Genomic DNA, 21,538 nt, shown 5'->3' on the forward strand with positions numbered 1-21,538 from the left:
GGTCCATTCTGGCCAGAGGCCGGAAGGCTTGTCAGTTCAACCGCCGGAAAGGAGCTCCCGGTTGAGCGTGAGGACGAGGGCGCCCTCCGCGGTCCCCACCGCCAGATCGCCGCCCCCGAGGTCGGCCAGGGCCTGGGTCCGCACCCCCAGCCGGATGGTGTGCAGCAGCCGCAGCGCCCCCAGGCCCCACAGGTCCAGTCCGCCGCCCGAGCCACCGGCGATGAGGATCCCCGGCGCGCCGCCGGCGCCCCCGATCACGGCGAGCGCCCGGACCTGTCCGGCCCCTCCCCCTCGTGCCGGTAACCGGCCGTGGCCGGTTACCGGGTCGAACACGCGAAGGTCGGTACCGTTCCGGCAGGCGATGGCGAACTCGGCACTTCGGGCCCGGCGCGGCAGGGCCGCCAACGCGGTGAAGGGGCCCGGAAGTCCGGTGTCGGACCGTGACAGCAGTGCACCGGTACGGGCATCGAACGAGCAGAGCTCCCCGTACGCCGTCAGAGCGGCGAGGACGCTTGTCCCGGTCGGCCCCGGAACCGCCGCCACCAGCCGGAATCCCGAACCCGCCCGGCGAAGCGAGGCGGGCAGGCACACGTCACGGGGGGCTTCGCTTCCGATGGGGCTGTACACCCGGATGCGACCGTCAGCCCCCACATCGGCGAGGAACTCCTCGTCACGACCGCCCCCGACCGCCGTCATGGAGACTCCACCGCCGCCCGGGACGCTCCGGAACCCGGACCGGAGACGTCCGTCGTACGCGTCTCGCCACTCGACCCCGTCCCCGGCGCCGATCCCCAGGACCGCTTGCCCGCCCGGCTCCGTCACCCGGGCCATTGCCCTGACCTCCCCCGGTCCGAAGTCGCCGGCACGCGGGACATACGGTCCCCTCGCGTCCCAGAGCCTGACGCTGCCGTCCTGGCCCGCCGTGGCGAGCAGCACTGCGTCATCCGGTCCTACGACACCGGTCACCGCGTTCACCGGGCCCCGGTGGCCGGTGAGTCGATGTAGTTCCGGCCGCTCGCCGAAGGGGTCCCAGATCCTCAGCGTGCCGTCCTTCCCGCCGCTGGCGAGGAGGGTGGCCGCGCCCGGTCGCGTGACGGCGGCGACCGCGTTCACCGCACCATCGTGGCCGGTGAGCGGCTCGCCGACAGGGGTGCCGGAGTCGGGGTTCCACAGCCGCACGCTCCCGTCCTCGCCCGCGGTGGCCACCAGCGGCTCGCCGCCCGGACCGACCAGGGCCGCGACTGCGTTGAGCGCGACCTGGTCGGCACGCCAAGCCCGCACCGAATTCCGCCGCCCCGGCCGCCAGACCATCACCGACCCCCCGGCGTCCACGGAGACCAGCCGTTCACCGGCCACGCCCACGCCCCGGCCCGTGCGGTAAACCGCCATGCCCTGGACCGGTCCCCCGTGCCCCACGCCTGTGCGACCGATCGCCTCGCCGGTGCCCGGGTCGACCCACTCGATCCGGCCCTGCCGGTCACCGATCGCCAGCACCCCGCCGACCGGGACCATGGCGCTGACGGTGTCGGTGGCGAGCTGGACCGGACCCACGGGCCGCTCGCCGATCCCCAGGTCCCACTGGTGCAGGACGCTGTCCTCCCCCGCGGCGGCGAGGATGCTTTCCCGCTCCGCCGACCCGAGGGCGGCCAGCGCCGACTGGCCCGCGGAGTTCCCCCCCATCCTGAGCGGGGGAAGCGCCTCCCGTCCGGTGGCGAGGTCCCACGCACAGACGAGGCCCGCGTCACCCGCGGCGACGACCAGCCGACGTCCGGCGGCCCCGAACAGCGGAATGAGCGAGCGCATCGGGTGGCTCAGACGCGTGAGGATGACGTGGGGGACGTGCGAGGGAACTGCCGCCCACCGCACGGACCAGGTGTCCGTCGGACGAACGGGAACTCTGCGGGGCTCGAGGGCCGCACAGGCGTCGGGAGTCTCGGAAGGCGGGCCGCCGGCGAGGGTTCCGCCCATGCCGAGTTCCCGTAGGCCGCGCCGGTCGGCGTTTTCGCCGGGCAGCGCAAGGTGGGCCGTGGCCAGGGTTCCCGCCACCGGGAGCGGAAGTGCACCCAACCGCACCCCGAACCGCAGGACCGCTCCCGCGACGGCCGCCGGATCGAGGAGGTCGAGGACGTCAGGGCTCGCGGCGAGCGTCTGCCAGCCCTGGGCGCCGCCGGCGGCGGCGTGGTCGGCGAGATGACGAATGAGGTAGGGATGCGGCCGCCAGGACGCGACTTCGTCCCCTGCCGCCCCGATCGTCAGTTCCACGAGTGCCGCCGTGACTTCGGCGTGCGCGGCCTCGATCGCGTGCGGAGCGCTGTCACCGAGAAGGATCTCCCGAAAGGCGCCGTGCGCCATCCGGTACACGGCCTGGCCGTCCTCGGCGTCCAGCATGATGTACGGGGCCGCGGCGACGGCCACCTCCGCAAGGAGCCGGGCATCCACCCGTGACCCGCCCAGGGCGGAGGCCGCCGTCGCCCAGATCCGCTCCGCTCGCGGAAGCCCGCGTCCCTGGGTGAAGGCGAGGGCTCGCAGCGCCGCGCGGCTTCCGGGAAGCACGCCTTCCAGCCGGTCGACCACTCCGCCGAACAGTGAGCGGTGGTCCCGGCCGACCAGTTCGGCGAGGTCCTGTCGGTTCTCGTCCGCCAGCAGCTCCGGTTGGGCGATGATCTCGTGGACGACCAGGACGGTGTGCAGGAAGTCCCGTTCGCTCCCGGACGCCGGGGTCGCGCCGATCAAGGCGACCGTCCGGGGCACCGCCTCATCGAGCTCCACCTCGGCCGTGGAGAACCTTGCCCGCTCGAACAGGAGGCGGTGGCGCACGAACTCGGCCAGGTCCTGCGGATCCCGTGCCAGGCGATGCACCGTCACCTCGTCCTTCCCTCGGCCCAGGGCGTCCAGCAGGTCCTCGGCCGGTGAGGGCGGGCGATCGAGTCCGTCCGTGGTGGAGGGCCGGGTACCGACGACGACTCGGATGCCCGGTCGAGCCCCCAGTGCCCGCAGCAGATGCGCCATGCGCCCTGGGTCCACGGCCGCGTCCAGTGCGTCGGCGACCACGGTCGCCTTGCGTTCCGGAGCACGGTCGATGCGGTCCAGGAGGTCTTCGACGCGGGGGTCGTCGCTTACCGACCAGGCCGGGGCGTCGACGCCGAACTGCCCGGCCAGACTGTCGACGACCTGGGACATCGAGGCTCCGGTGAGGTTCAGGGCCACGTCGGCACGAGGCGCCCTCACGGAAGCGCGGCGGAGGAGGTCGGCGAGGAACGCCGACTTCCCGCAGCCGGGCGGCCCGGTGACCACCAACAGACCCTGTTCGCTCTCCTCCAGCCACCGGATCACCACTCCGCGGCTCCCCGCCCGGCCGACGAAGAAGGGAGAGAATTCCCCGCCGGGTGCGCTCAGCCCGGAGGATGACACCCCCGCCGGCGGACCGGTGAGAGCGGTTTCGACAGCGGCTGCCGGTCGGGACAGGTCGTCCAAGGTCATGGTCACCGGCGGGACCGGCGGCGACGCGCGCACCAACCGCCCGCCTCCGATCCTCTTCGAGAGGACACTTCCCGGAACCAGCAGGTCTTCGATGCGCTGGCCCAGATCCCGCAGGCTGATGTACGAGTCATTGCCGTTCACGTCGCGGAATACCCTGGCCAGGACCGCACGGAACGCCGCGAGATATCCCTTGCCGTGCTTCGCCCCGGAGCCGATGAGCAGGATGCGGTCCGCAGCGCCCCGGCGCAACAGCTCCGCCTGGAGGTGGTCGACGAACAGGGCGGCCCCACAGGCCTCCACCATGACCACGACCCAGTAGGGGTCGTCCTGGCGGTAACGGTCGATCAGGTGCCTCGCCATGGCTGCCGGAGTGTACTCGTCGTCGTGGTCGCTGGACTCGTCCCCCGCCACCACCAGGTTCGCCTCCTGGTCGTTGCCGTTGCCGTGTCCCACCCACAGCAGCACAGAGTTGCGCGGGTTCTCCTCCCGGGACCATGAGCCCAGCCGTGCGCTGACCGCCGATTGCGTCCGCCGCGGCGTCTGCCAGGGGACCGGCTCCCCTCCCCAGGGTTTCAGTAATTCCGCGATGGCCTCGATTTCGGCGGTCGCTTCGAGGTCTGCGCAGTCGGCGTAGGTGTCCATCGGCAGCCCGACGATGTCGAAGCCCTGGCTCGGGCCGGTCACACCGCCATGACCAGTCGGGTGACGGGGTCGCTGCCGCTGCTGGCCCCGACCCGGTAGAGGCCCGGTGACGTGAGCGTTATCCGGGCGCTCCACTGGTCCTCCTGGCCTCGAACCCGTGCCATGGAGGACCCCATCATCCTCGCGCGCGACGGGCTGATGGCATAAGGGTCCTCGACCGTGAAGGTGACATTCCTGTGCCGCCGGGTCTGGGCCAGAATGTCGAAGGGGACGCCGACATCGACCTGGTCGGGGACCTCCAACCCGAGCTCGTCCCCGGCCAGATGGGACCCGTCGTGAGCCGCGCCGGTGAGCATTCCGCAGGCGATGTCGATGACCGAGCCCGTTCTCGGCAGCGCCGTGTGCTGCTGTGCCACCGCGATCGTCGGCACCTTCCCGTGGGAGGTGGCGTAGCGGAAGACCGTGCCGTCCCCCTTGTGATCCTTCATGACCGGCACCCCGGTCCCCGGGTGGCGGACCAGAGTGTCGTCGCTGTGCCGGCTGAAGCCCACGGAAAGGAACTCGGCCACCCCCGCACTGATCCGCAGGGACTGCAGGGTCTGCTGGGTGGTTCCCTGGATGATCCGGTGGCCTGGAAGCACTGCTGTCCGCAACCGGGCGTGCAGATCGAACGAACGCTGCGCCAACTCGCGGTCCCCGCCGACCGACTCCACGGCAGCCGCGTCAAGGGCGACCACGTCGTCGTCCACGACCAGGCAGCGGTAACTCGGCAACAGGTCGTGAATTCCCGGCAGGGTCCGGGCGAGCCGCCGGAGGTTCTCCTTCGGCAGACCGGGCAGTCCTCGCCCCTCGCTGAGGACCTGAACCGCCTTGACCGCACCGTGAAACGGGGAACCAAGAGTGAGGACGGCACGCACGTCCGCCATCGCCCCGGGTATGAGCGAAGCCGCGGCGGCCACCAGCCCGCCCATGGAATGGGCGATGAGAACCACTCCCGCGGGCCTTCCATCTGGCACGAACGCCCGCGCCGCCCTGGACTGCGGATGCTCGCGCCAGGCGGCGAGGTGGCATTCCACGGCCTGGGCCAATCGTTGGGCGTTGTATTCCGTCGGCAGACGCCAGTCGTACCCGAACTCTGCGATCGCATCAGGGTGGACGACCACGTTCCGCAGTCTCTTCAACAGCCGGTCGTAGGGCTCCACACCGCCCAGAAGCGGTGCCCAGGAAGGCGTTCTGATGATGCCCCGGGGCACTACCCGCCCGAACTCGCCCTCGCGTTCCGCCGGGCTGAGGGCGAGTGCGTCCATCCCGCCCTCGAGATCCCACCGGCCGGCGTACTCGGCGGCTTTGCCCATTCCCCAGAGCACTTTGCCGGTGGCGGCCTCCACCAGCCTGGTTCCCATGATTCCCGGGATGACAAGAACGGCATCGTGCGTGGCATCGGAGCGTGCGCGCGATGAACCGATGCCGCCGAGCGACTTCATGCGCCGACTATATGCAAGGCGCACCTCCGCAAGGGAGTTGTTGGACATCTTCGGCACGCATCAACCCTCCGGGCGCTTCCTCCAGACGCTAGCCTGACGGCGGGCGAACGGGGGCGACAGCGTGGGGAGTGCCATGATCCGCGATGACCGCTGGATGCTGGCGCTGGTCTGCGTCTGCTATCTGACGATTGTGTACATCACGAGCAGGGGCCTGATCGCGGCTCCGCGCTATCGACTCCTCGAAGCACGTATACGGGACTGCCGCGCCCGAGCCTCCGTTCTGGCCGGCCCGGCGGCCGGAGACTCCGAGAGGTCCGCGTCACTGGCGGCCCTGAGCAGCCGACTGGACGATCTGGAACTGGGAAGGGCGGTGGTCTGGAGGCTGGCCCAGAGCTCCTGGGTGGTCGCCATTCCGCTTTCCAAACTGGCGGCGGCCTGGCGGGTCCTGCACAGTGCTGAACGACGGCTGCTCCGGCTGGAGACGCCTGCGGAACGCGCCTCCTCACTTCAGTTCACGCGCCTGGTCCTGCTCGACTCCCAGCGTGCGGGAGACACCGATCTCGCCGCCCAACTCGCGGCACACCCACCGGACTCTCCGCAGGCCGAGGCTCTCCTGCTGGCCGTCAACGAACTTCTGCACCAGCGCGAGGACAGTGCGGCGGAACTCGAGTACGAACAGCAACGCATCGCCCTGTGGCTGGCGATGACGGGCCTCGGTGCGCTGCTGCTGGTCGGTCTGGTGCTGGGACACACGACCACCATGCTCTTCGGTGCGCTCGGCGGCTTCCTCTCCCCCGTCATCGGTGTGCTGCGCTCACAGCGGCACTCGTCCTGGGGCGTCCTGGTCCTCGCGCCCGTCGGCGGGGCGCTGGCCGCCACCGGCGGTCTGCTTCTGGTCAGAATGCTGGCCGACCCCCGGCTCAGTGTCCTCGGCACGGTCTTCCTGGACAGCTCGTGGAACTCGCCCGATCAGCCGGTCGCCATGGCGACCGCCCTGCTCTTCGGTTTCTCAGGAACCTTGTTCTCTCGCCTGGCCCTGACGGCGACCGGGCAGATCGCCGCCCCGCCCGACCCGCCCCCGCACCAGTAGGCCAAAGGGTCGTTCTCTCCCGATGTCTCATCCCGGAATCAGCTTTCTACGGGGTGCTTCGACCACCGGCCACCGACCACGCCCGCAATCAACCGAAGACCATTTACGGGACAGCCCTCAGGCGATGATGGCGGCAAGGATCTTGTCGGTCAGCCTGTCCAGGTAGTCGGGCGCGGTCGGTGCGTGCACCACCGCCAGCCGCCAGTAGAGCGGGCCGGCCAGCAGGTCCAGTGCGAGCTCGCGATCGACGTCGGCGGGCAACTCGCCGCGCTCGATCGCCCGTTCCAGCATGCCGACCGCCCTGGCCCGGCGGGGATCGCGCACCGCGGCGAGGAGGGCCTGTGCCAGTTCGGGGTTGCGGGTGCTCTCCGCGAGCAGGTCGGGGGCGATCCTCGCGGGGAGCCGGTGGCGCAGCGCCGCGGCGGCGTCGGTGACGAACGCGAGTACGTCCCCGCGCAGGGTGCCACTGTCGCTGATCCCCACCGCGCTCGACACGACCTGCGAGATCAGGGCGATGGTCATCGCCAGTTTGGACGGCCAGCGCCGGTAGATGGCGGCCTTGCCCGCTCCGGCGCGCTTGGCGACAGCCTCCAGGGAGAGCTTGGCGTAACCGACCTGGGCCAGCTCCTCGAAGAAGGCGGCCGCGATCGCCTCGGTCACCGAGTCCTGGAGGACCGGTCCTCCAGGGAGCCTGCGTTCGGGGGTCTGCGGTGCGGGTGGGCTCGACATGCTCCGAAACTATCACGAGACGGAACGGTTGCGTCTCGACTGAGCGCCCGCTAGTGTCTCTCCCATAGCCGAGACGCATCCGTTCCGTCTCGCCAAGGTTCCGGGAGTGCACCATGAAGTTCCTGTTCGACGACGAGTCGTTCTCCTTCGAGACGCTGCGAGCGGCGGGCTTCGCCAACGACGGCGGCTCCGACCTGGGCGAGATCCTGGCCACCGCCCGCAACATCGCCGAGGGCGACGAGGATGCCTGGCTGCGGGAGTGGAAGAACACCGCGCAGCGCGTCCACGCCATCGGCAGCAGCGCCCTGGCGGCCGGGAACCGGGTCAGTGCCCGCGAGGCCCTGCTGCGCGCCTCGAACTACTACCGCACCGCCGAGTTCTACCGCCGCGACGACCCCGCCAACGACCCCGAGGTCAAGCTCCTGTCAGGCCTCTCCCGCGAGACCTTCGCCCAAGCCGCCGCCCTCATGGACACCCCCGTCGAGGCCGTGCGCATCCCCTACCAGGACACCAGCCTGCCCGGCTACCTCTTCCTCGTCGACGACTCGGGCACCCCCCGCCCCACCGTCATCTTCACCAGCGGCTTCGACTCCACCCTGGAGGAGATCTACTTCGTCGTCGCCGCCGCCGCGCTGCGCCGCGGTTACAACGTGCTGGCCTACGACGGCCCCGGCCAGGGCGCGGCACTGCGCCAACAGGCACTGGTCTTCCGCCCCGACTGGGAGGCCGTGGTGACCCCGGTGGTCGACTACGCCCTGACCCGCCCCGAGATCGCTCCCGACCGGATCGTCCTGATGGGCTACAGCCTCGGCGGCTACCTCACCGCCCGCGCCGCCGCCCACGAACACCGCCTGGCCGCCCTGGTCCTGGACGACGGCCTCTACAGCTACCACGACGCCAACACCCAGATCATGCCCCCCTTCCTGCGCGAGTGGGTCGAGACCGGGCGCGACGACCTCGCCAACCCCGTGGCCGGCCTGCTCATGGCGAGCAGCACCCAGGCCCGCTGGGCGCTGCGCAACGGGGTGTGGACCTTCGGCGCCACCTCGGTGGCGGACTACATCCGCCGCACGACCGACTACACGCTCGACGGCGTCGCCCACCTCATCGACTGCCCCACCCTCATCCTGGACGCCGAGAACGACCAGTTCTTCCGCGGCCAGCCCCAGCGCGTCGCGGCCGCCCTGACCTGCCCGTACACCCTGATCACCCTCCCCGAGGCCGAAGGCGCCGGCGAGCACTGCCACATGGGAGCGATGTCCCGCTTCCAGCAGATCACCTTCGACTGGCTCGACACCACCCTGTCCACCAACTGACCGACAGCGCCGACCACGGGGGACACAACGACATGGACCACGCAGCACGACCAGGACAAACGCCAGAACGGCTCGGCTTCTTCACCGACGCGGTCTTCGCCATCGCCATGACCCTGCTGGTCATCGAGATCCCCCGCCCCGAGGGAAAGGATTTCGACACCACCGACGGCAACTCCAAGTCCCAGGCCGCCGCCCACCTGTGGCACTTCCTCGTCCACGAGGCGGGCTCCTTCTACTCCTACCTGCTGGCCTTCCTCGTCCTGTGGATCATCTGGCGCCAGCACCACACCATGCTCGACCGGATCAGCCACGTCCCCGGCCCGATGATGGTGCTCCACTTCCCCCTGCTGCTGCTGACCGGCTTCCTGCCGTTCGCCACCACGATCGTGGGCCACTACCCGGACAACCCCCTGGCCGCCCTGCTCTTCGGCCTGGTCGTCCTCCTCCTCATGCTCTGCCGCTCAGGCATCCAGAGCCAGGCGAACCGCCACGGCGTCCTGTCCTCACCCGCCCAGGAACCGGCCCAACGGCTCGACAGCGCCATCTCCTGGCTGGTCACCGCCTACTGGGGCCTGACGCTCCTCCTCGCCTGGTGGACCCCATGGGTCCAACTCCTCTGGTTCCTCTCCGGCGCCATAGCCCAGGCCATCACTCCCTTCCTGCGCCCCCACCTCGCCAAAACCCGGCCCCACCCCACCCCACCGCCCTCACCACCGGATAGCTCCCGCCACCCAGGCGACCGCAATCGGAAGGCAGCAATCGGCAGTGAGCACACTGTCCCGCCGAGTTCACGGCGGACCTGGCGACTTCTCCGCAAACTCCGCTGCAGCACCACCCGCATCACCGGCATCACCGGCATCACCGGCATCGTCCAGGCAATCCTGACCCTGCACCTCGCCACGTCAGCCTGAGGCTGGAAGAGGCTCCGTGAGCAAGGTCCGCGACTCCGCACTGAAGTCGATCAGCGAGGCAATTGACCACCACAGCCGGCCCCTGGACCTCGTCGAACCACTGACCGCGGGCATGCCGACGAGATGCGCGAAGAGGCCCGGCGTGCGGCAGCCGAGATCACCGAAGCCGAGCCGGAGAGCCCCAACCCCACCTCTTGACCATGGCTCGCCAAGTCGGAGGGCCCATGCAGACCCCTTGACCATTGCTCCGGCTCTCATGGCTGAACGGGATTCTCCATGTTGTGAGCTGCCAGCACTGCTCCGATGCTGAAATAGACGGCATAGAAGAGGAAGCCGCTGTAGGAGGAGAATCGGATCCACGCGCCGGTGGAGGATCGCGGGGTTGCCAGGGCGACGAACGTGCCGTAGAGGGCGAAGACGAACAGTATGAAGGCGAGAGGCATCAGCCAGAAAAGCACGCTGGGGTTGTCCGAGGACGCGATCGTCTGGTGGTCGTTGATCCACTGCCAGTTCGGGTTGGCCTTCCACACGGTGATGAAGGCCGCTACGAGCGCCAGCGAGGGTGCCGCGATCAGATCGGTGTACCAGGCATCGTCACCTGACAGTCTTGCTTCTCTGAGCTTGCGTTTCCAGGCGATCACCGCGGCGAACAGGACAACGATGAGCGCCAGGAAGCCCACCAGGGCCATCGCCAGGATCATGGCCAAGCCCATGGCCATCCAGTAGGCCATGCCCATGACGGCGATCGTCGTCACAACACCTTTCCCGCTCACCACTGCTCCTTCGATGGATCGGTATGAGGTCAGCGCGAGGCGGCGGTGCCTGTGGCGGCGTCCAATGCGTAGAGTTTTCCGTCCTGGCTGCCGATGACGAGCAGACCACCGGCGAGGACCGGCGAGGACTCGTAGATGTCGCCCCCGGTGGCGAACGCCCATTTCCGTTGGCCGGAGGCGGCATCAAGGGCGTAGATGCGGCCGTCATTGCTGCCCACGTACACCACACCGTTCACGGCCAGCGGGGATGAGTAGACACCGCCACTGCCTGTCTGGAACGTCCACTCCTGCTTTCCTGTGGCGGAGTTCAACGCATAGACCTTGCTGTCCCCGGCCCCGATGAACACCGTCCCGTTCGCGACGGCAGGATGGGAGTCGATCGGTCCGGGGGTGTGGAAGGACCACTTCAGCTTTCCGGTGCTTTCGTCGATCGCGAAGACCATTCCCGCATATGAGGCCGCATAGACGACTCCGCCGACGACGGTCGGCTGTGAGTCGATCTGGCTCTGACCGGTCGGCTCGGCTGTATCAGCGCCACGAGAGTCAAACACCCACTTCTGCGACCCGGTGGCGGCGTTGAGCGCATAGACCTTGCCCGACTGATCGGGCAGGAACAACGTGCCATCGGCTGCGGTGACGGGCCCGGCGGCTGATGCGGCGTCATTGAACTGCCATTTGCGCTTCCCGGTGGCGCCGTCGAGAGCAAGCACCTGCCCGGACTGCTCCCCGCCTACATACACCACTCCGTCCGCCGCGACGGGAGCTGTGAGCGGCGGCGGGCCGGCGGACGCGGTCCACTCGACCGTGCCATCGGCCGCGTTCAGCGCTATGACCTGCGTCAGTCCTTGCAGGTAGACCGCATTGCCGTCCAGTGCGGCAGGAGCAGCAGCTTCCGTGTCCAGGGCGACCGACGCGCTCCTCCACCTCTGTGCTCCGGTGGCAGCATCGAGGGCATAGACGCGGCTGTCGATGTAGTCGACCGCATAGACCGTGGCACCCCGAACCGTGGCGTAGGCGATTGGCGGGTCGGCTGTGCCGGCGGCGGGAACAGTGGTGTTCAGGGCCAGGGTCCAAGGCGTCCCATGGCGATTGCCGGCCGGGGCGGATGGCGTCTGCCGCGACTGCGAGGACGTCTGACTCGCGGGAGCCGATGACGTTGCGGTGCCTTGGGGAACAGTCGTTGGTGTACTACAGGCGGCCGCGGACAGCGTTACGAGAGCGGCTGCACCGACGGAAGCCCACCGCCTTGATCCCGTTTCTCGTGTGCGCTTCTTCGGCTTGCAGTGCCGCATAGCAGTCCCCCCGCTCTCGGCCCGCGCGCAGGATACGGTGTTGCCCCGATGTCATTGGCCGCATCCATGGACAGTTCCGGCAACGAGGATGCTACGAGACAGAGCCGCTTCTCCGTGCTCTTTCCGGAAAATCACAGCATCTTGCAGCACAGCTCACCTTTGGACCTCGTCGAACCACCGGGACGACCGTCATGCCGACGATGGAGCGCGAGCTCCTCGACCACGTCCTCTAGGCGAATTTGAGCAGTCCAACCGAAGATGTGCCTCCCAGAGGCCCGTGCGGGATCCCTGTCGCCAACTGGGTTCGAGGCTCGACCTCGCTCAGCGGCAGAGCTTCATCATCGAGTCGTCGAAATCCGGGAACTCCTGGGCCGCCTGCTCGATCACGACCGCAGCCGACTGCTCTCGTTCCGGAGCGAATCGCTTGGCGAGAGCCGCAAATGCCTCGTTGGGCTGCGGAGTCCAGTCGGGCTCGTAGTCGGTGGCAGCCTCCCAGGGGCCGAAGCCCCCGGCGAGCAGCCACAGGAAGTCACCCAGGCTGCGGGCCACGACGCCGGTCTCGCCCTCGGAGCCGAGGAACACGACGGGCTGGTCCACGAGCGGCCGGTCAGGGCGTACCAGCCAGAACGCCGCATACCCGCCCGAACCGTCCTGGCCGAAGACGCGGAAGGCCTCGCCAGTGAGCTCCGGGTTGCCGGTCCAGGCCCGGAACCAGTCGGTGGTGTCCTCAGCGGTCAAGAGGCCCGGAAAGGGCTCGAAGTCGATCCCTTCGCCGTCGTTGTATTCGAAGGGAAGCGCAAGGGCAGCGGCAAGCCCGGCGGGAAGCTGTCGATCGTCGTTGGATGGCACGCCGACAGGCTAGTTCCCACCCATGACAACGGTCGCTTCGCCATGAGTCACAAGCCACGATGTGCGAACTCGCAACGCGCTACCCCTCTACGCGCAGGACCAATGGGCTCCTGCTCACTGGAGGCCGGCGGACGCCATCTGCATCAACGGAGTCGTTACAGCAAGGTCGGTGGACCCTTGCTGGGTGAGCCAATATCACTACGAGGCGGGCGAAGTCGGCCGGATTCGAACCGGCGTCCTCGCGGTTTTGGAGACCGCGCGCGACGACCTCTGCGCTACGGCTTCGCCCGGTCGGGATTCTAGACCATCGTGCTGCAGCAGCCCGCCCTCGTCCACCAGCTACAGGCCACGGGCTTGAGCCTGATCGACCAGCCGGCCGATCAGCCGCTGGTCCACCAAGTCCGCATCCCCGCCCCCGGGCTCGTCCGCCCGGCTCCCCATCGGCGTTGGTGATGCCGATCGAGACGGAGTCGCCTGTTGGTGGCGGTGCTGCGATGCCGGTGTCCTTCTCATTGCGGGATGGTGGAGCGGGCCCGGGCCAGGTCCGCGTCGTGGGTGCCGAAGATGTGCTCGGCGGCGGTGAGGTTGTCCTGCAACAGCTTCAGGGCTTCGGGGTGTTGGCCGGCGGCGGCCAGACGCTCTGCCAGGGACAGGCGGCCTTTGACGGACAGTGGATGGCCGGTGCCCAGATGCCTCTCACAGTCGGTGACGGTGGCCGGCCCCTGTTCGCTGAACCGGGCGAGATGACCGCTGTCGATATAGAACTCCATGATGCGCGCCCGGCTGTTCAGCGTCTCCATGTGTTCGTCGCCCAGGATCCGACCTTGGTCGGCGATGGCCTGCTCCAGCCGGAGAAGGCATTCGTCGTCCTGCCCCAGGAGATACAGCGGGATGCTGAGAGCCACCGCACTCTGCAGCGTACGGGGGTCGTCGTCGCCCAGAACCAAAGCCCTCTGGCGGTGTACATGGCGTAACAGCCGCTCGGCCTCGCGCAGCTGACCCAAGCGCTGCAAGGTGTCGCCCTGTTGGTGCCGGGCGGCCAGAGTCTCGGGATGGTCCTCGCCGTGCATACGCTGGGAGATATCCCCTGCCAAGGTGGCCAGGGCCAACGCGGCGGCGTAGTCGCCCACCTCGTGGATGTGCCGGGCGGTGCGTAAAGCCAGCTGCACGGTCGTGGACGTCGTGGCCTGTCCGGTTCGGTGCAGGAGGGCAGTGGCGTGCGGGACGAGGAACCGCAGGAGCTCGGAGCCTGCCTGCGCCTGCCCCGATCAGGTCGGCGCGGATGGTCCGGCGATCGCGCAGGATCTGCGGGGCCCGGTCGGCCAGGGCGATGCGGACGGAATCCGGCCCCGGCCACGGCGTGACCTCCGCGCCACCCGCACTGGCGGGTGCGGGTGCGTAGTGATGGTGGTGATCCCCCGGCTGGTGCACACGACACTGCGGCCGTTCAACACCTTCGGGCCGCGGCAGTCCATGCGCGCGGTGATCCCGACGGTGATCGCGCAGGTGGCCGCGGGGGAACGGACCATCACGCTCGGCGACCTGCGGCCGACCCGCGACTTCAGCTACGCGGGCATGGCGGTCTTCCACGCCGAGTACGCCGAGTACGCCGTGCCGACGGCCCAGTTCTGCCCGACCGCCCGCCGGCTCCGCCTCACCTCGATGCTCAAGCACCGGAACCTCGACGCGTGGCGAGAGCCCTGCTGGAGGACGGGCGTCGTTCGTCAGGCGTTGCAGGTGAGTGCCGCGGTGGACTTCCAGAGGGTCGGGCTGATCCGGAAGGCGACCGGAGCAAGGGTCAGCGAGCACTGGGCGGTGGTGTAGCCCGCTGCCGTGGCCTGGGCGCGGGTGCTGTTGTAGGCGGCGAGGTTCGAGGCGAAGGGGCTGCCGCTGTAAGCGGTTCCGACGAAGACCTGGCTGGTGACGGCGGTCTGGGCGCCGGCCGGCAGGGCGCCGACGGTCAGCAGGAGGGCGCCGGCGGCAAGGGTGGTTCCGAGTGCGCGCTTGAGGACGGTCATGGATGAGGCCCTTCTGGGGAGGGTGGTTCCTCGTCCGAGGAGCCACGACGTCGAGGATCCGTCCCCGACTTCGAGGATCTGTGGAGCCTCGGTGCAGATCGGATCTTGTCGTGGCGGTGGGGTGCGAACAAGGGCGGTACTCGCCTTCCGCGCGCGGGCCGGCCGGTAACCGTCGGCGCCGGGCCGATCGCGCCGGCCGCGTGCTCATGTGCCCGCACGAGCGTGGAGTCCACCGAGACCGCCCGGTTCAGATCCTCATCGGCGTCCGCCTGGGCCCCTCGCCACGGTTCACGCGCTGAACAGACCGCCATGCGCTACGTCACCGCCGCCTACCCGGGACCGCCCAGCTGCCCTGATGAAGCCCTGGCCGAGGGGCGTGTCCCGCTGGGTCACCTCTCCTGCTGGGGCGGCGCCGGCTCGGCGGTGTGGGGGGCGGTCATGTCGAGCAGGAGCATGGCGTCGTGGTCGGGTGTGCCGGGTTCGGCGGTGTAGACGCCGAGACGGTGGCCGGGGGTGCCTTCCAGGGCCATGCCCTGGAAGTTGAGGGTGATCTTGCCGACCTGGGGGTGCTGGAAGGTCTTGGTGGTGATCTTGCGGCCCGTGACGTCGTAGCGCTCCCACAGCCCGGCGAAGTCCGGGCTCTTCAGGAGCAGCTCGCCGACGAGCTGGGTGAGGTCGGGGGCGTCGGGGTCGGTGCCGGCCAAGGCCCGCAGGCGGGAGACGCAGTGCCGGATCTGGTTGTCCCAGTCGGGAAAGACCTCGCGAGCGGCCGGGTGGAGGAAGAGGTAGCGGCCGAGGTTGCGCTGGGTGGCGGGCCAGTCCTCCAGGCCCGGGTACAGGGCCAGCCCGCCGGGGTTGTGCGCGAGAACGTCCATGCTGCGGCTGACGACGTAGGCCGGGCTCGGGCGCACGGCCTCCAGTAGCAGTCGCAGGTGCGGGCGCACGGTGCGGCTGGGAGCGGGGGCGGCCTGCGGTGCGTAGCGGGCGGCGCGTACGGCGAGGTCGCGCAGGTGCTGGTGCTCGGCGTCGTCGAGCTGCAGGGCGCGGGCGAGGGCATCGATCACGGCGGGGCTGGGGCGGGTTTCCTTGCCGCGTTCCATGCGGGTGTAGTAGTCGATGCTGATCCCGGCGAGCGTGGCCAGTTCCTCGCGGCGCAACCCGGGCGTGCGGCGCACGCCCGGCCCGGGGGTGAGGCCGGCGGACCGAGGGCTGGTCTGGGTGCGGCGAGCGCGCAGGAAGCGTGCCAGTTCCTCGCCGCTGCTGTGCTGCTCGGGTGCCATATCGCCAGTGTCCCTCTGCCGTCGGCGCGACGTGCCCGTCGAGGGGGGCCCTGTCATACCCCCGCTGGTTACCCCCTGGCATACCTCGGTCTGCCTGGAGCCGACGTGAAGGGGCACGGTTGAGCATGTCGCTTCATGTTCAAGAGCGCGAGCACACGTCCGTTCGCCTACGGGGCTGCCCGGGCGGCGGGCTTCCCGATGGCGGGCCGCTTACGGGCGGGCAACGGTGGACGTGGTGGACGGCGACTCGGCCGGGCGGATCCCTGGCTCCCGGTTTTGGACAGCGGAAGGGAAGGACCATGGCGAACTGGAACGACGCGGATCTGGAGAGGATCGCCGCGGCTGAGGAGCTGGACCTGGCATCCGAACGGTCCAACGGCACCCTGCGCGATCCGGTGACGATGTGGGTGGTCCGCTCCGGCGACCGGCTGTACGTCCGCTCGGTCAAAGGCTCCGACGGCCCCTGGTACCGGGGGGTGCAGTCCCGCCACCAGGGCCGTATCGAGGCCGGCGGCGTGCGGGTGGACGTCACCTTCCACCAGTCCGGCCCCGGTGAGTACGCGAGTGTGGACGCCGCCTACCGGAAGAAGTACGGGAACTACACGAGCATCGTCGAGCACGTCCTGACCGACCAGGCACGCACCTCGACCCTCCGGCTCGAACCGCGCTGATGCCGTCGGTCGCCCGGGGCATTGCGGCGGCAACTCCAGCTCACGGAACTTCTGCATCGACGAAAGGCAAAATCCTCCATGCGTGCCACCTTCATGTACGGACCTGGCGACGTCCGGTTCGAGAACGTCCCCGACCCGGGGATCGTCGAACCCACGGACGCGATCGTCAGGATCACCCTGGCCTGCGTCTGCGGCTCCGACCTGCACCCCTATCGCTCCATGGACAAGACCGACGAGGGTGTGCCGATGGGGCACGAATTCCTCGGCATCGTCGAGGAGACCGGCTCCCAGGTCACCGGTCTCAAGCCCGGCGACTCCGTCGTCTCCCCCTTCGCCTTCGCCGACAACACCTGCCCGATCTGCCGCGACGGCTTCCACACCGCCTGCCCGCACGGCGGCTGGTTCGGCGCCGGCGGCGTCGGAGGCGCGCAGGCCGAGGCCATTCGCGTGCCGCAGGCCGACGGCACCCTGGTGAAGATCCCCGCGGACGTGGACAAGGCGCTGCTGCCCTCACTGCTCGCCCTGAGCGACGTCTACCTCACCGGTTACCACGCCGCGCACATGGGCAAGGTCGAGCGCGGTAGGACCGTCACCGTCATCGGCGACGGCGCGGTGGGCCTGTCCGCCGTGCTGGCCTCCCGCCGCATGGGCGCCGAGAAGATCATCCTCATGGGTCGGCACACCTCCCGCACCGACCTCGGTAAGGAGTGGGGCGCCACCGATGTGGTCGCCGAGCGCGGCGAGGAGGGCATCGCCAAGGTGATGGAGCTGACCGGCGGCGAGGGTTCCCACGTGGTGCTGGAGGCGGTCGGCCTGATGCCCGCCTACGAGCAGGCGTACGGGATAGTCCGGCCCGGCGGGATCATCTCCCGCGTCGGCGTGCCGCAGTACGAGGACGCGCCCGTCGGCTTCGGCTCCCTGTTCGGCAAGAACGCCGGCCTGACCGGCGGCCCCGCCCCGGTGCGCGCCTACATCGAGCAGACCATCCCCGACGTCCTGGAAGGCCGCATCGACCCGGGCCGAGTCTTCGACGCCGAGGTCGGCCTCGACCAGGTCGCCGACGCCTACCAGGCCATGAACGACCGCAGCCGCCTGAAGGTACTGGTGCGCCCGTGACCGCTCACCAGCCCAACCCTGCCGCCACCGCCGCGCACGAGCGGCTCTTCCCCGGCCATGTCTCCACGCTCGCCGTCACCGACCCGCAGCTGATCGAGTACTTCGACAACTTCGCCTTCGACGAGGTCGTGCGGCACACCGGTGAGGTCGACGAGCGGACCCGGCTGATGACGCAGCTCGCCGCGATGATCTCCGTCGGTGCGGTGGCCGAGTACCGGGTGATGCTCGGCGCCGCCCTCACCATCGGTGTCACGCCGGTGGAGGCCAAGGAGATCGTGTACCAGGCGGTGCCGTACGTAGGGATGGCCCGCGTCTTCGACTTCTTGCACGCCACCAACGGCGTCCTCACCGATCGTGGCATCGAGCTGCCCCTGGAAGGCCGGTCCACCACCGGTCCGGACACCCGAATGGAGCAAGGGCTGGCGATGCAGAAGCAGATCGTCGGCGAAAAGGCCGTGGACGGCATGTACGCGAACGCTCCTGCGGATGAGCAGCACATCCAGCAGTTCCTGAGCGGCAACTGCTTCGGCGACCACTACACCCGCACCGGCATCGACGTGCCCGACCGAGAATTGCTCACCTTCGCGATGCTCGCCGCACTCGGCGGAGCGGACGCCCAGGTCAAGGGCCACGTCACCGCCAACCTCAATGTCGGCAACAGCCGGGCCACCCTGATCGCCGTTCTGACCGGCCTGCTGCCGTTCATCGGCTATCCCCGCACCCTCAACGCCCTGGCCGCCGTGGACACCGCGGCACCGGCCGCTGAAGCCACCACTACGAAGGAAGATCGCGCATGACCGCCCGCACCTGGCTCATCACCGGCGTCAGCAGCGGCTTCGGCCACGCCCTGACCACTCAGCTCCTGGAGCGTGGCGACCGCGTCATCGGCACCGTCCGCGACACGGGAAAAGTGGCCGACCTGGTCACGCAGTACCCAGACCATTTCCGGGCCGAGATCCTCGATGTCACCGACACCGCCGCCGTACGCGCGGTAGTGGACGGGGCGTTCGCAGCCGGCCGCGTCGACGTGATCGTCTCCAACGCCGGATACGGCCTGTTCGGGGCCGCCGAGGAAATCACCGACGCCCAGGTCGACCACATCATCGCCACCAACCTCACCGGCTCCATCACCTTCATCCGGGCGGCACTGCCGCACCTGCGTGCGCAGGGCGGCGGCCGGATCGTGCAGATGTCCACCTACGGCGGGCAGGTCGCTTTCCCCGGTAACTCCATGTACCACGCCACCAAGTGGGGCATCGAAGGGTTCGCCGAGTCCGTGGCACAGGAGGTCGCCCCGTTCGGGATCGGCGTCACGATCGTCGAACCGGGCGGTGCCCGCACCGAGTTCCGGACCGGCAGCGCCCAGATCGCCGACCCCATGGGCGCCTATGACGGCAACCCCGCCCACGCCTTCCAGGCCATGCTCGACCCCGCGGCCGCCCCGGCCCCCGGGGACCCGCAGCGCATGGCCGCGCGCATCATCGAGTCCGCCGACACCGATCCCGCACCGCTGCGGATGGTGCTCGGCTCCCAGGCGCTGGACTCCACGCTCGGGGTGCTGCGCAAGCGGATCGACGGCTTCGAGGCCCAGCGCGACCTGGCAGCGTCCACGGATTTCCCCGCCGGCGAATGACCACTCCGAGGGACTCAAGCGGAAGCAGACCAAACGCGCTCGGCCACCGCGAACACCCCTTCCGACCGCGTCCACGCACCCGAACAGCAAGGAAGACCCCGTGCAGACTGTCACCCTGAACAATGGCATCGAGATGCCGATCCTCGGGTTCGGCGTCTACCAGATCCCGGCAGAGCAGACCGAGCAGGCTGTCGCCGACGCCCGACGTCTACGGCCAGTGGCGCGCGATGGAGGCCGCCAACAGCGAGGGACTGGCCGAGGCGATCGGCGTCGCCAACTTCTACCCCGATCGGCTCCTGGACCTCATCCTCAACAACGAGGTCGCCCCGGCGGTCAACCAGATCGAGACCCACCCCTTCTTCCAGCGCACCACCGACCACGACCTGATGCGTGAGCACGGCGTCCAGCACCAGTCCTGGGGCGGCTTCGCCGAAGGCAGGAACGGCCTGTTCACCCACCCCGTGCTCAGCGAGATCGGCACGGCGCACGACGAGTCCGCAGCCCAGGTCGTCCTTCGCTGGTTGATCCAGCGGAGCATCGTCACGATCCCCAAGTCGGTCGACCCCGACCGCATGGCGCAGAACTTCAACGTCTTCGACTTCGCACTCACCGACGAGCAGATGGCGCAGATCGCCACCCTCGACACCGGCACCACGCTGTTCTTCGACCACCACGACCCCGAGATGGTCGCCTGGCTCAGCAAGCGCCGCCTGGACAGCTGAGCGCCAGACGCTGCAGGAGCTACTGGGGTCACCGTCGCGGCGGCCACCGCGAGTTCACCCCGACAGGAGAATCACGCAACCATGAAACACATCAAGCTGGGTGACCTGGAGGTCTCCCGGATCGGTCTGGGCGCGATGGGCATGTCCCACGGCCTGACCGGTGCCGGAAGCGACGACGCGGAATCCATCCGCACGATCCACCGCGCCATCGACCTCGGCGTCACCCTCATCGACACTGCCGAGATCTACGGCCCCTACATCAACGAAGACCTCGTCGGACAGGCCCTCAAGGGCCGCCGTGACCAGGTCGTGCTCGCCACCAAGTTCGGGATGATCGACCATGGCGGGGCCGGCGCCTGGAACCTCAACTCCAGCCCCGCCAACATCCGCAGTTCCGTCGAGGGATCCCTCAAGCGACTGGGGACCGATCACATCGATCTGTACTACCAGCATCGCGTCGACCCGGACACGCCCATCGAAGAAACCGCCGGCGCCGTCGCCGAGCTGGTCCAGCAGGGCAAGGTCCGCCACTTCGGCCTGTCCGAGGCCGGCCCGGCCACCATCCGCCGAGCCCACGCCGTCCACCCCGTCACCGCCGTGCAGTCCGAGTACTCGCTGTGGACCCGCGGCGTCGAGGATCATGTCCTGCCCGTCCTCCGGGAACTGGGCATTGGCTTGGTGCCGTTCTCCCCGCTCGGACACGGCTTCCTCACCGGTACCGTCCGAGACGAGACGGACTTCGCAGAGGGCGACTTCCGGCGCGGCAACCCGCGCTTCACCGGCGAGAACTTCCAGCGCAACCTGGCGCTCGCCGACGAAGTCCAGGCCATCGCCGCCGAGGTCGGCGCGACATCAGCGCAGGTCGCCATCGCCTGGCTCCTCGCCCAGGGCCACGACATCGCCCCCATCCCCGGCACCAAGCGCGTCACCCGCGTCGAGGAGAACACCGCCGCCGACAGCCTCCAGCTCCGCCCCGAGGTCCTGGCTGAGCTCTCCAGCCTCCCCCCGGCCGCCGGCGACACCCACACCGAGTCCGGCCTGGCCATGCTGGAACGCTGACCCAGCTTCTGCCGCACCCCCGCCCACACGAAAGCAAGGAGCATCCCGTGGAGTTCGTCAAACCGCAGCCCACCGGCAAAGGGCCGGAGAACTGGTTCAACGGAGATGTCTGGTTCGACGTCATCCACGCCGGCAAGGAACCCTCCCGCCTGCGCGCCAACATGGTGCGCTTCGCTCCCGGCGCCCGCACCGCCTGGCACCACCACGCGGTGGGGCAGACCCTGCACGTTGTGTCCGGCGTCGCCCTGGTCGGCACCCGCGACGGGGTCGTCCTCGAGACCCACCCCGGCGAGACGGTGACCTGCCCGCCCGGCGAGGAGCACTGGCACGGGGCCACCGAGGACCGCTTCATGCAGCACCTCGCCCTGTGGGACGGCACCGCACCCGACGACGAACGGCCCGAGACCACCTGGCTCGAACACATCACCGACGAGCAGTACAACGCCCCGCGCACCCGCGCGCACTGACCCCCG

The 21,538-nt window shown here is 69.4% G+C and carries 17 protein-coding genes, 1 tRNA gene and 3 pseudogenes; 11 read left to right on the forward strand and 10 right to left on the reverse strand.

From position 1 onward, the window contains the following. Nucleotides 1-36 precede the first annotated feature (36 nt). Together LNW73_RS36250 and LNW73_RS03240 are read right to left on the reverse strand one after the other, a co-directional pair. Entirely contained in the window at nt 37-4,164 is a 4,128-nt protein-coding gene (locus LNW73_RS36250) for an AAA family ATPase (protein ID WP_250988798.1), read from the reverse strand. Further along, nucleotides 4,161-5,606, reverse strand: coding sequence for a lipase/acyltransferase domain-containing protein (locus LNW73_RS03240; protein ID WP_250988799.1), 1,446 nt, complete (start codon nt 5,604-5,606; stop codon nt 4,161-4,163). Before LNW73_RS03240 ends, LNW73_RS36250 begins: the two co-directional genes overlap by 4 nt. A gap of 133 nt (nt 5,607-5,739) precedes the next feature. Between LNW73_RS03240 and LNW73_RS03245 the strand changes: the two genes are divergently transcribed. Further along, a complete protein-coding gene (locus tag LNW73_RS03245; protein ID WP_250988800.1) occupies nt 5,740-6,696 on the forward strand; it encodes a hypothetical protein in 957 nt (318 codons plus the stop codon). A 117-nt stretch (nt 6,697-6,813) separates the two neighbouring features. Here LNW73_RS03245 and LNW73_RS03250 read toward each other — a convergent pair whose 3' ends face one another. Beyond that, nucleotides 6,814-7,425, reverse strand: coding sequence for a TetR-like C-terminal domain-containing protein (locus LNW73_RS03250; RefSeq protein WP_250988801.1), 612 nt, complete (start codon nt 7,423-7,425; stop codon nt 6,814-6,816). Nucleotides 7,426-7,538: 113 nt separating this feature from the next. On the opposite strand from LNW73_RS03250, the gene LNW73_RS03255 reads away from it, so the two are divergent. Together LNW73_RS03255 and LNW73_RS35840 are read left to right on the forward strand one after the other, a co-directional pair. Next, complete coding sequence (locus LNW73_RS03255) at nt 7,539-8,741, forward strand: alpha/beta hydrolase family protein (protein WP_250988802.1); 1,203 nt, start codon at nt 7,539-7,541, stop codon at nt 8,739-8,741. Between the two features lie 32 nt (nt 8,742-8,773). After that, nucleotides 8,774-9,100, forward strand: a pseudogene (locus LNW73_RS35840) (TMEM175 family protein); the annotation flags it as partial. 806 nt (nt 9,101-9,906) lie between these two features. On the opposite strand, the gene LNW73_RS03265 reads toward LNW73_RS35840, so the two are convergent. From LNW73_RS03265 to LNW73_RS03285, 5 genes are all read right to left on the reverse strand, one after another. After that, nucleotides 9,907-10,407: a hypothetical protein gene (locus LNW73_RS03265; protein WP_250988803.1), complete on the reverse strand. Its 501-nt coding sequence runs from the start codon at nt 10,405-10,407 to the stop codon at nt 9,907-9,909. A gap of 47 nt (nt 10,408-10,454) precedes the next feature. Beyond that, nucleotides 10,455-11,717 (reverse strand): outer membrane protein assembly factor BamB family protein, encoded by a 1,263-nt coding sequence (locus LNW73_RS03270; RefSeq protein ID WP_250988804.1) that lies wholly within the window; start codon nt 11,715-11,717, stop codon nt 10,455-10,457. Nucleotides 11,718-12,038: 321 nt separating this feature from the next. Next, complete coding sequence (locus LNW73_RS03275) at nt 12,039-12,566, reverse strand: SMI1/KNR4 family protein (RefSeq protein ID WP_250988805.1); 528 nt, start codon at nt 12,564-12,566, stop codon at nt 12,039-12,041. Nucleotides 12,567-12,776: 210 nt separating this feature from the next. After that, nucleotides 12,777-12,851 (reverse strand) — tRNA-Trp (locus tag LNW73_RS03280). A gap of 224 nt (nt 12,852-13,075) precedes the next feature. Further along, nucleotides 13,076-13,735 (reverse strand): tetratricopeptide repeat protein, encoded by a 660-nt coding sequence (locus tag LNW73_RS03285; protein ID WP_308407632.1) that lies wholly within the window; start codon nt 13,733-13,735, stop codon nt 13,076-13,078. A gap of 265 nt (nt 13,736-14,000) precedes the next feature. Between LNW73_RS03285 and LNW73_RS03290 the strand changes: the two are divergent. After that, nucleotides 14,001-14,390, forward strand: a pseudogene (locus LNW73_RS03290) (NAD-dependent epimerase/dehydratase family protein); the annotation flags it as partial. On the opposite strand, the gene LNW73_RS03295 reads toward LNW73_RS03290, so the two are convergent. Both LNW73_RS03295 and LNW73_RS03305 read right to left on the reverse strand, forming a co-directional pair. After that, nucleotides 14,291-14,584 carry a hypothetical protein gene (locus tag LNW73_RS03295; protein ID WP_250988807.1) on the reverse strand — a complete coding sequence of 98 codons (294 nt, stop codon included), beginning with the start codon at nt 14,582-14,584 and terminating at the stop codon, nt 14,291-14,293. The pseudogene LNW73_RS03290 and the gene LNW73_RS03295 sit on opposite strands and share 100 nt — an antisense overlap. A 389-nt stretch (nt 14,585-14,973) precedes the next feature. Further along, nucleotides 14,974-15,864: a helix-turn-helix transcriptional regulator gene (locus LNW73_RS03305; protein ID WP_250988808.1), complete on the reverse strand. Its 891-nt coding sequence runs from the start codon at nt 15,862-15,864 to the stop codon at nt 14,974-14,976. A gap of 299 nt (nt 15,865-16,163) precedes the next feature. Between LNW73_RS03305 and LNW73_RS03310 the strand changes: the two genes are divergently transcribed. The 7 genes and pseudogenes from LNW73_RS03310 to LNW73_RS03340 all read left to right on the forward strand — a co-directional run bounded on the left by LNW73_RS03310 (nt 16,164) and on the right by LNW73_RS03340 (nt 21,532). Further along, entirely contained in the window at nt 16,164-16,535 is a 372-nt protein-coding gene (locus tag LNW73_RS03310; RefSeq protein ID WP_250988809.1) for a DUF2255 family protein, read from the forward strand. A 78-nt stretch (nt 16,536-16,613) separates the two neighbouring features. Continuing rightward, complete coding sequence (locus LNW73_RS03315; RefSeq protein ID WP_250988810.1) at nt 16,614-17,651, forward strand: alcohol dehydrogenase catalytic domain-containing protein; 1,038 nt, start codon at nt 16,614-16,616, stop codon at nt 17,649-17,651. Beyond that, nucleotides 17,648-18,448 carry a carboxymuconolactone decarboxylase family protein gene (locus LNW73_RS03320; protein ID WP_250988811.1) on the forward strand — a complete coding sequence of 267 codons (801 nt, stop codon included), beginning with the start codon at nt 17,648-17,650 and terminating at the stop codon, nt 18,446-18,448. The genes LNW73_RS03315 and LNW73_RS03320 overlap by 4 nt, the downstream gene beginning before the upstream one ends. Further along, nucleotides 18,445-19,284: an SDR family oxidoreductase gene (locus tag LNW73_RS03325; protein ID WP_250988812.1), complete on the forward strand. Its 840-nt coding sequence runs from the start codon at nt 18,445-18,447 to the stop codon at nt 19,282-19,284. Before LNW73_RS03320 ends, LNW73_RS03325 begins: the two co-directional genes overlap by 4 nt. A 100-nt stretch (nt 19,285-19,384) precedes the next feature. After that, nucleotides 19,385-20,006 (forward strand): annotated as a pseudogene (locus tag LNW73_RS03330) (aldo/keto reductase). An 81-nt stretch (nt 20,007-20,087) separates the two neighbouring features. Continuing rightward, complete coding sequence (locus LNW73_RS03335; protein ID WP_250988813.1) at nt 20,088-21,065, forward strand: aldo/keto reductase; 978 nt, start codon at nt 20,088-20,090, stop codon at nt 21,063-21,065. Between the two features lie 47 nt (nt 21,066-21,112). Next, nucleotides 21,113-21,532, forward strand: a complete 420-nt coding sequence (locus tag LNW73_RS03340; protein WP_250988814.1) for a (R)-mandelonitrile lyase — start codon at nt 21,113-21,115, stop codon at nt 21,530-21,532. Nucleotides 21,533-21,538 lie beyond the last annotated feature (6 nt).

The organism is Streptomyces sp. RKAG337 (genome assembly GCF_023701715.1).
In the GTDB taxonomy this organism is placed as follows: Bacteria; Actinomycetota; Actinomycetes; order Streptomycetales; family Streptomycetaceae; genus Actinacidiphila.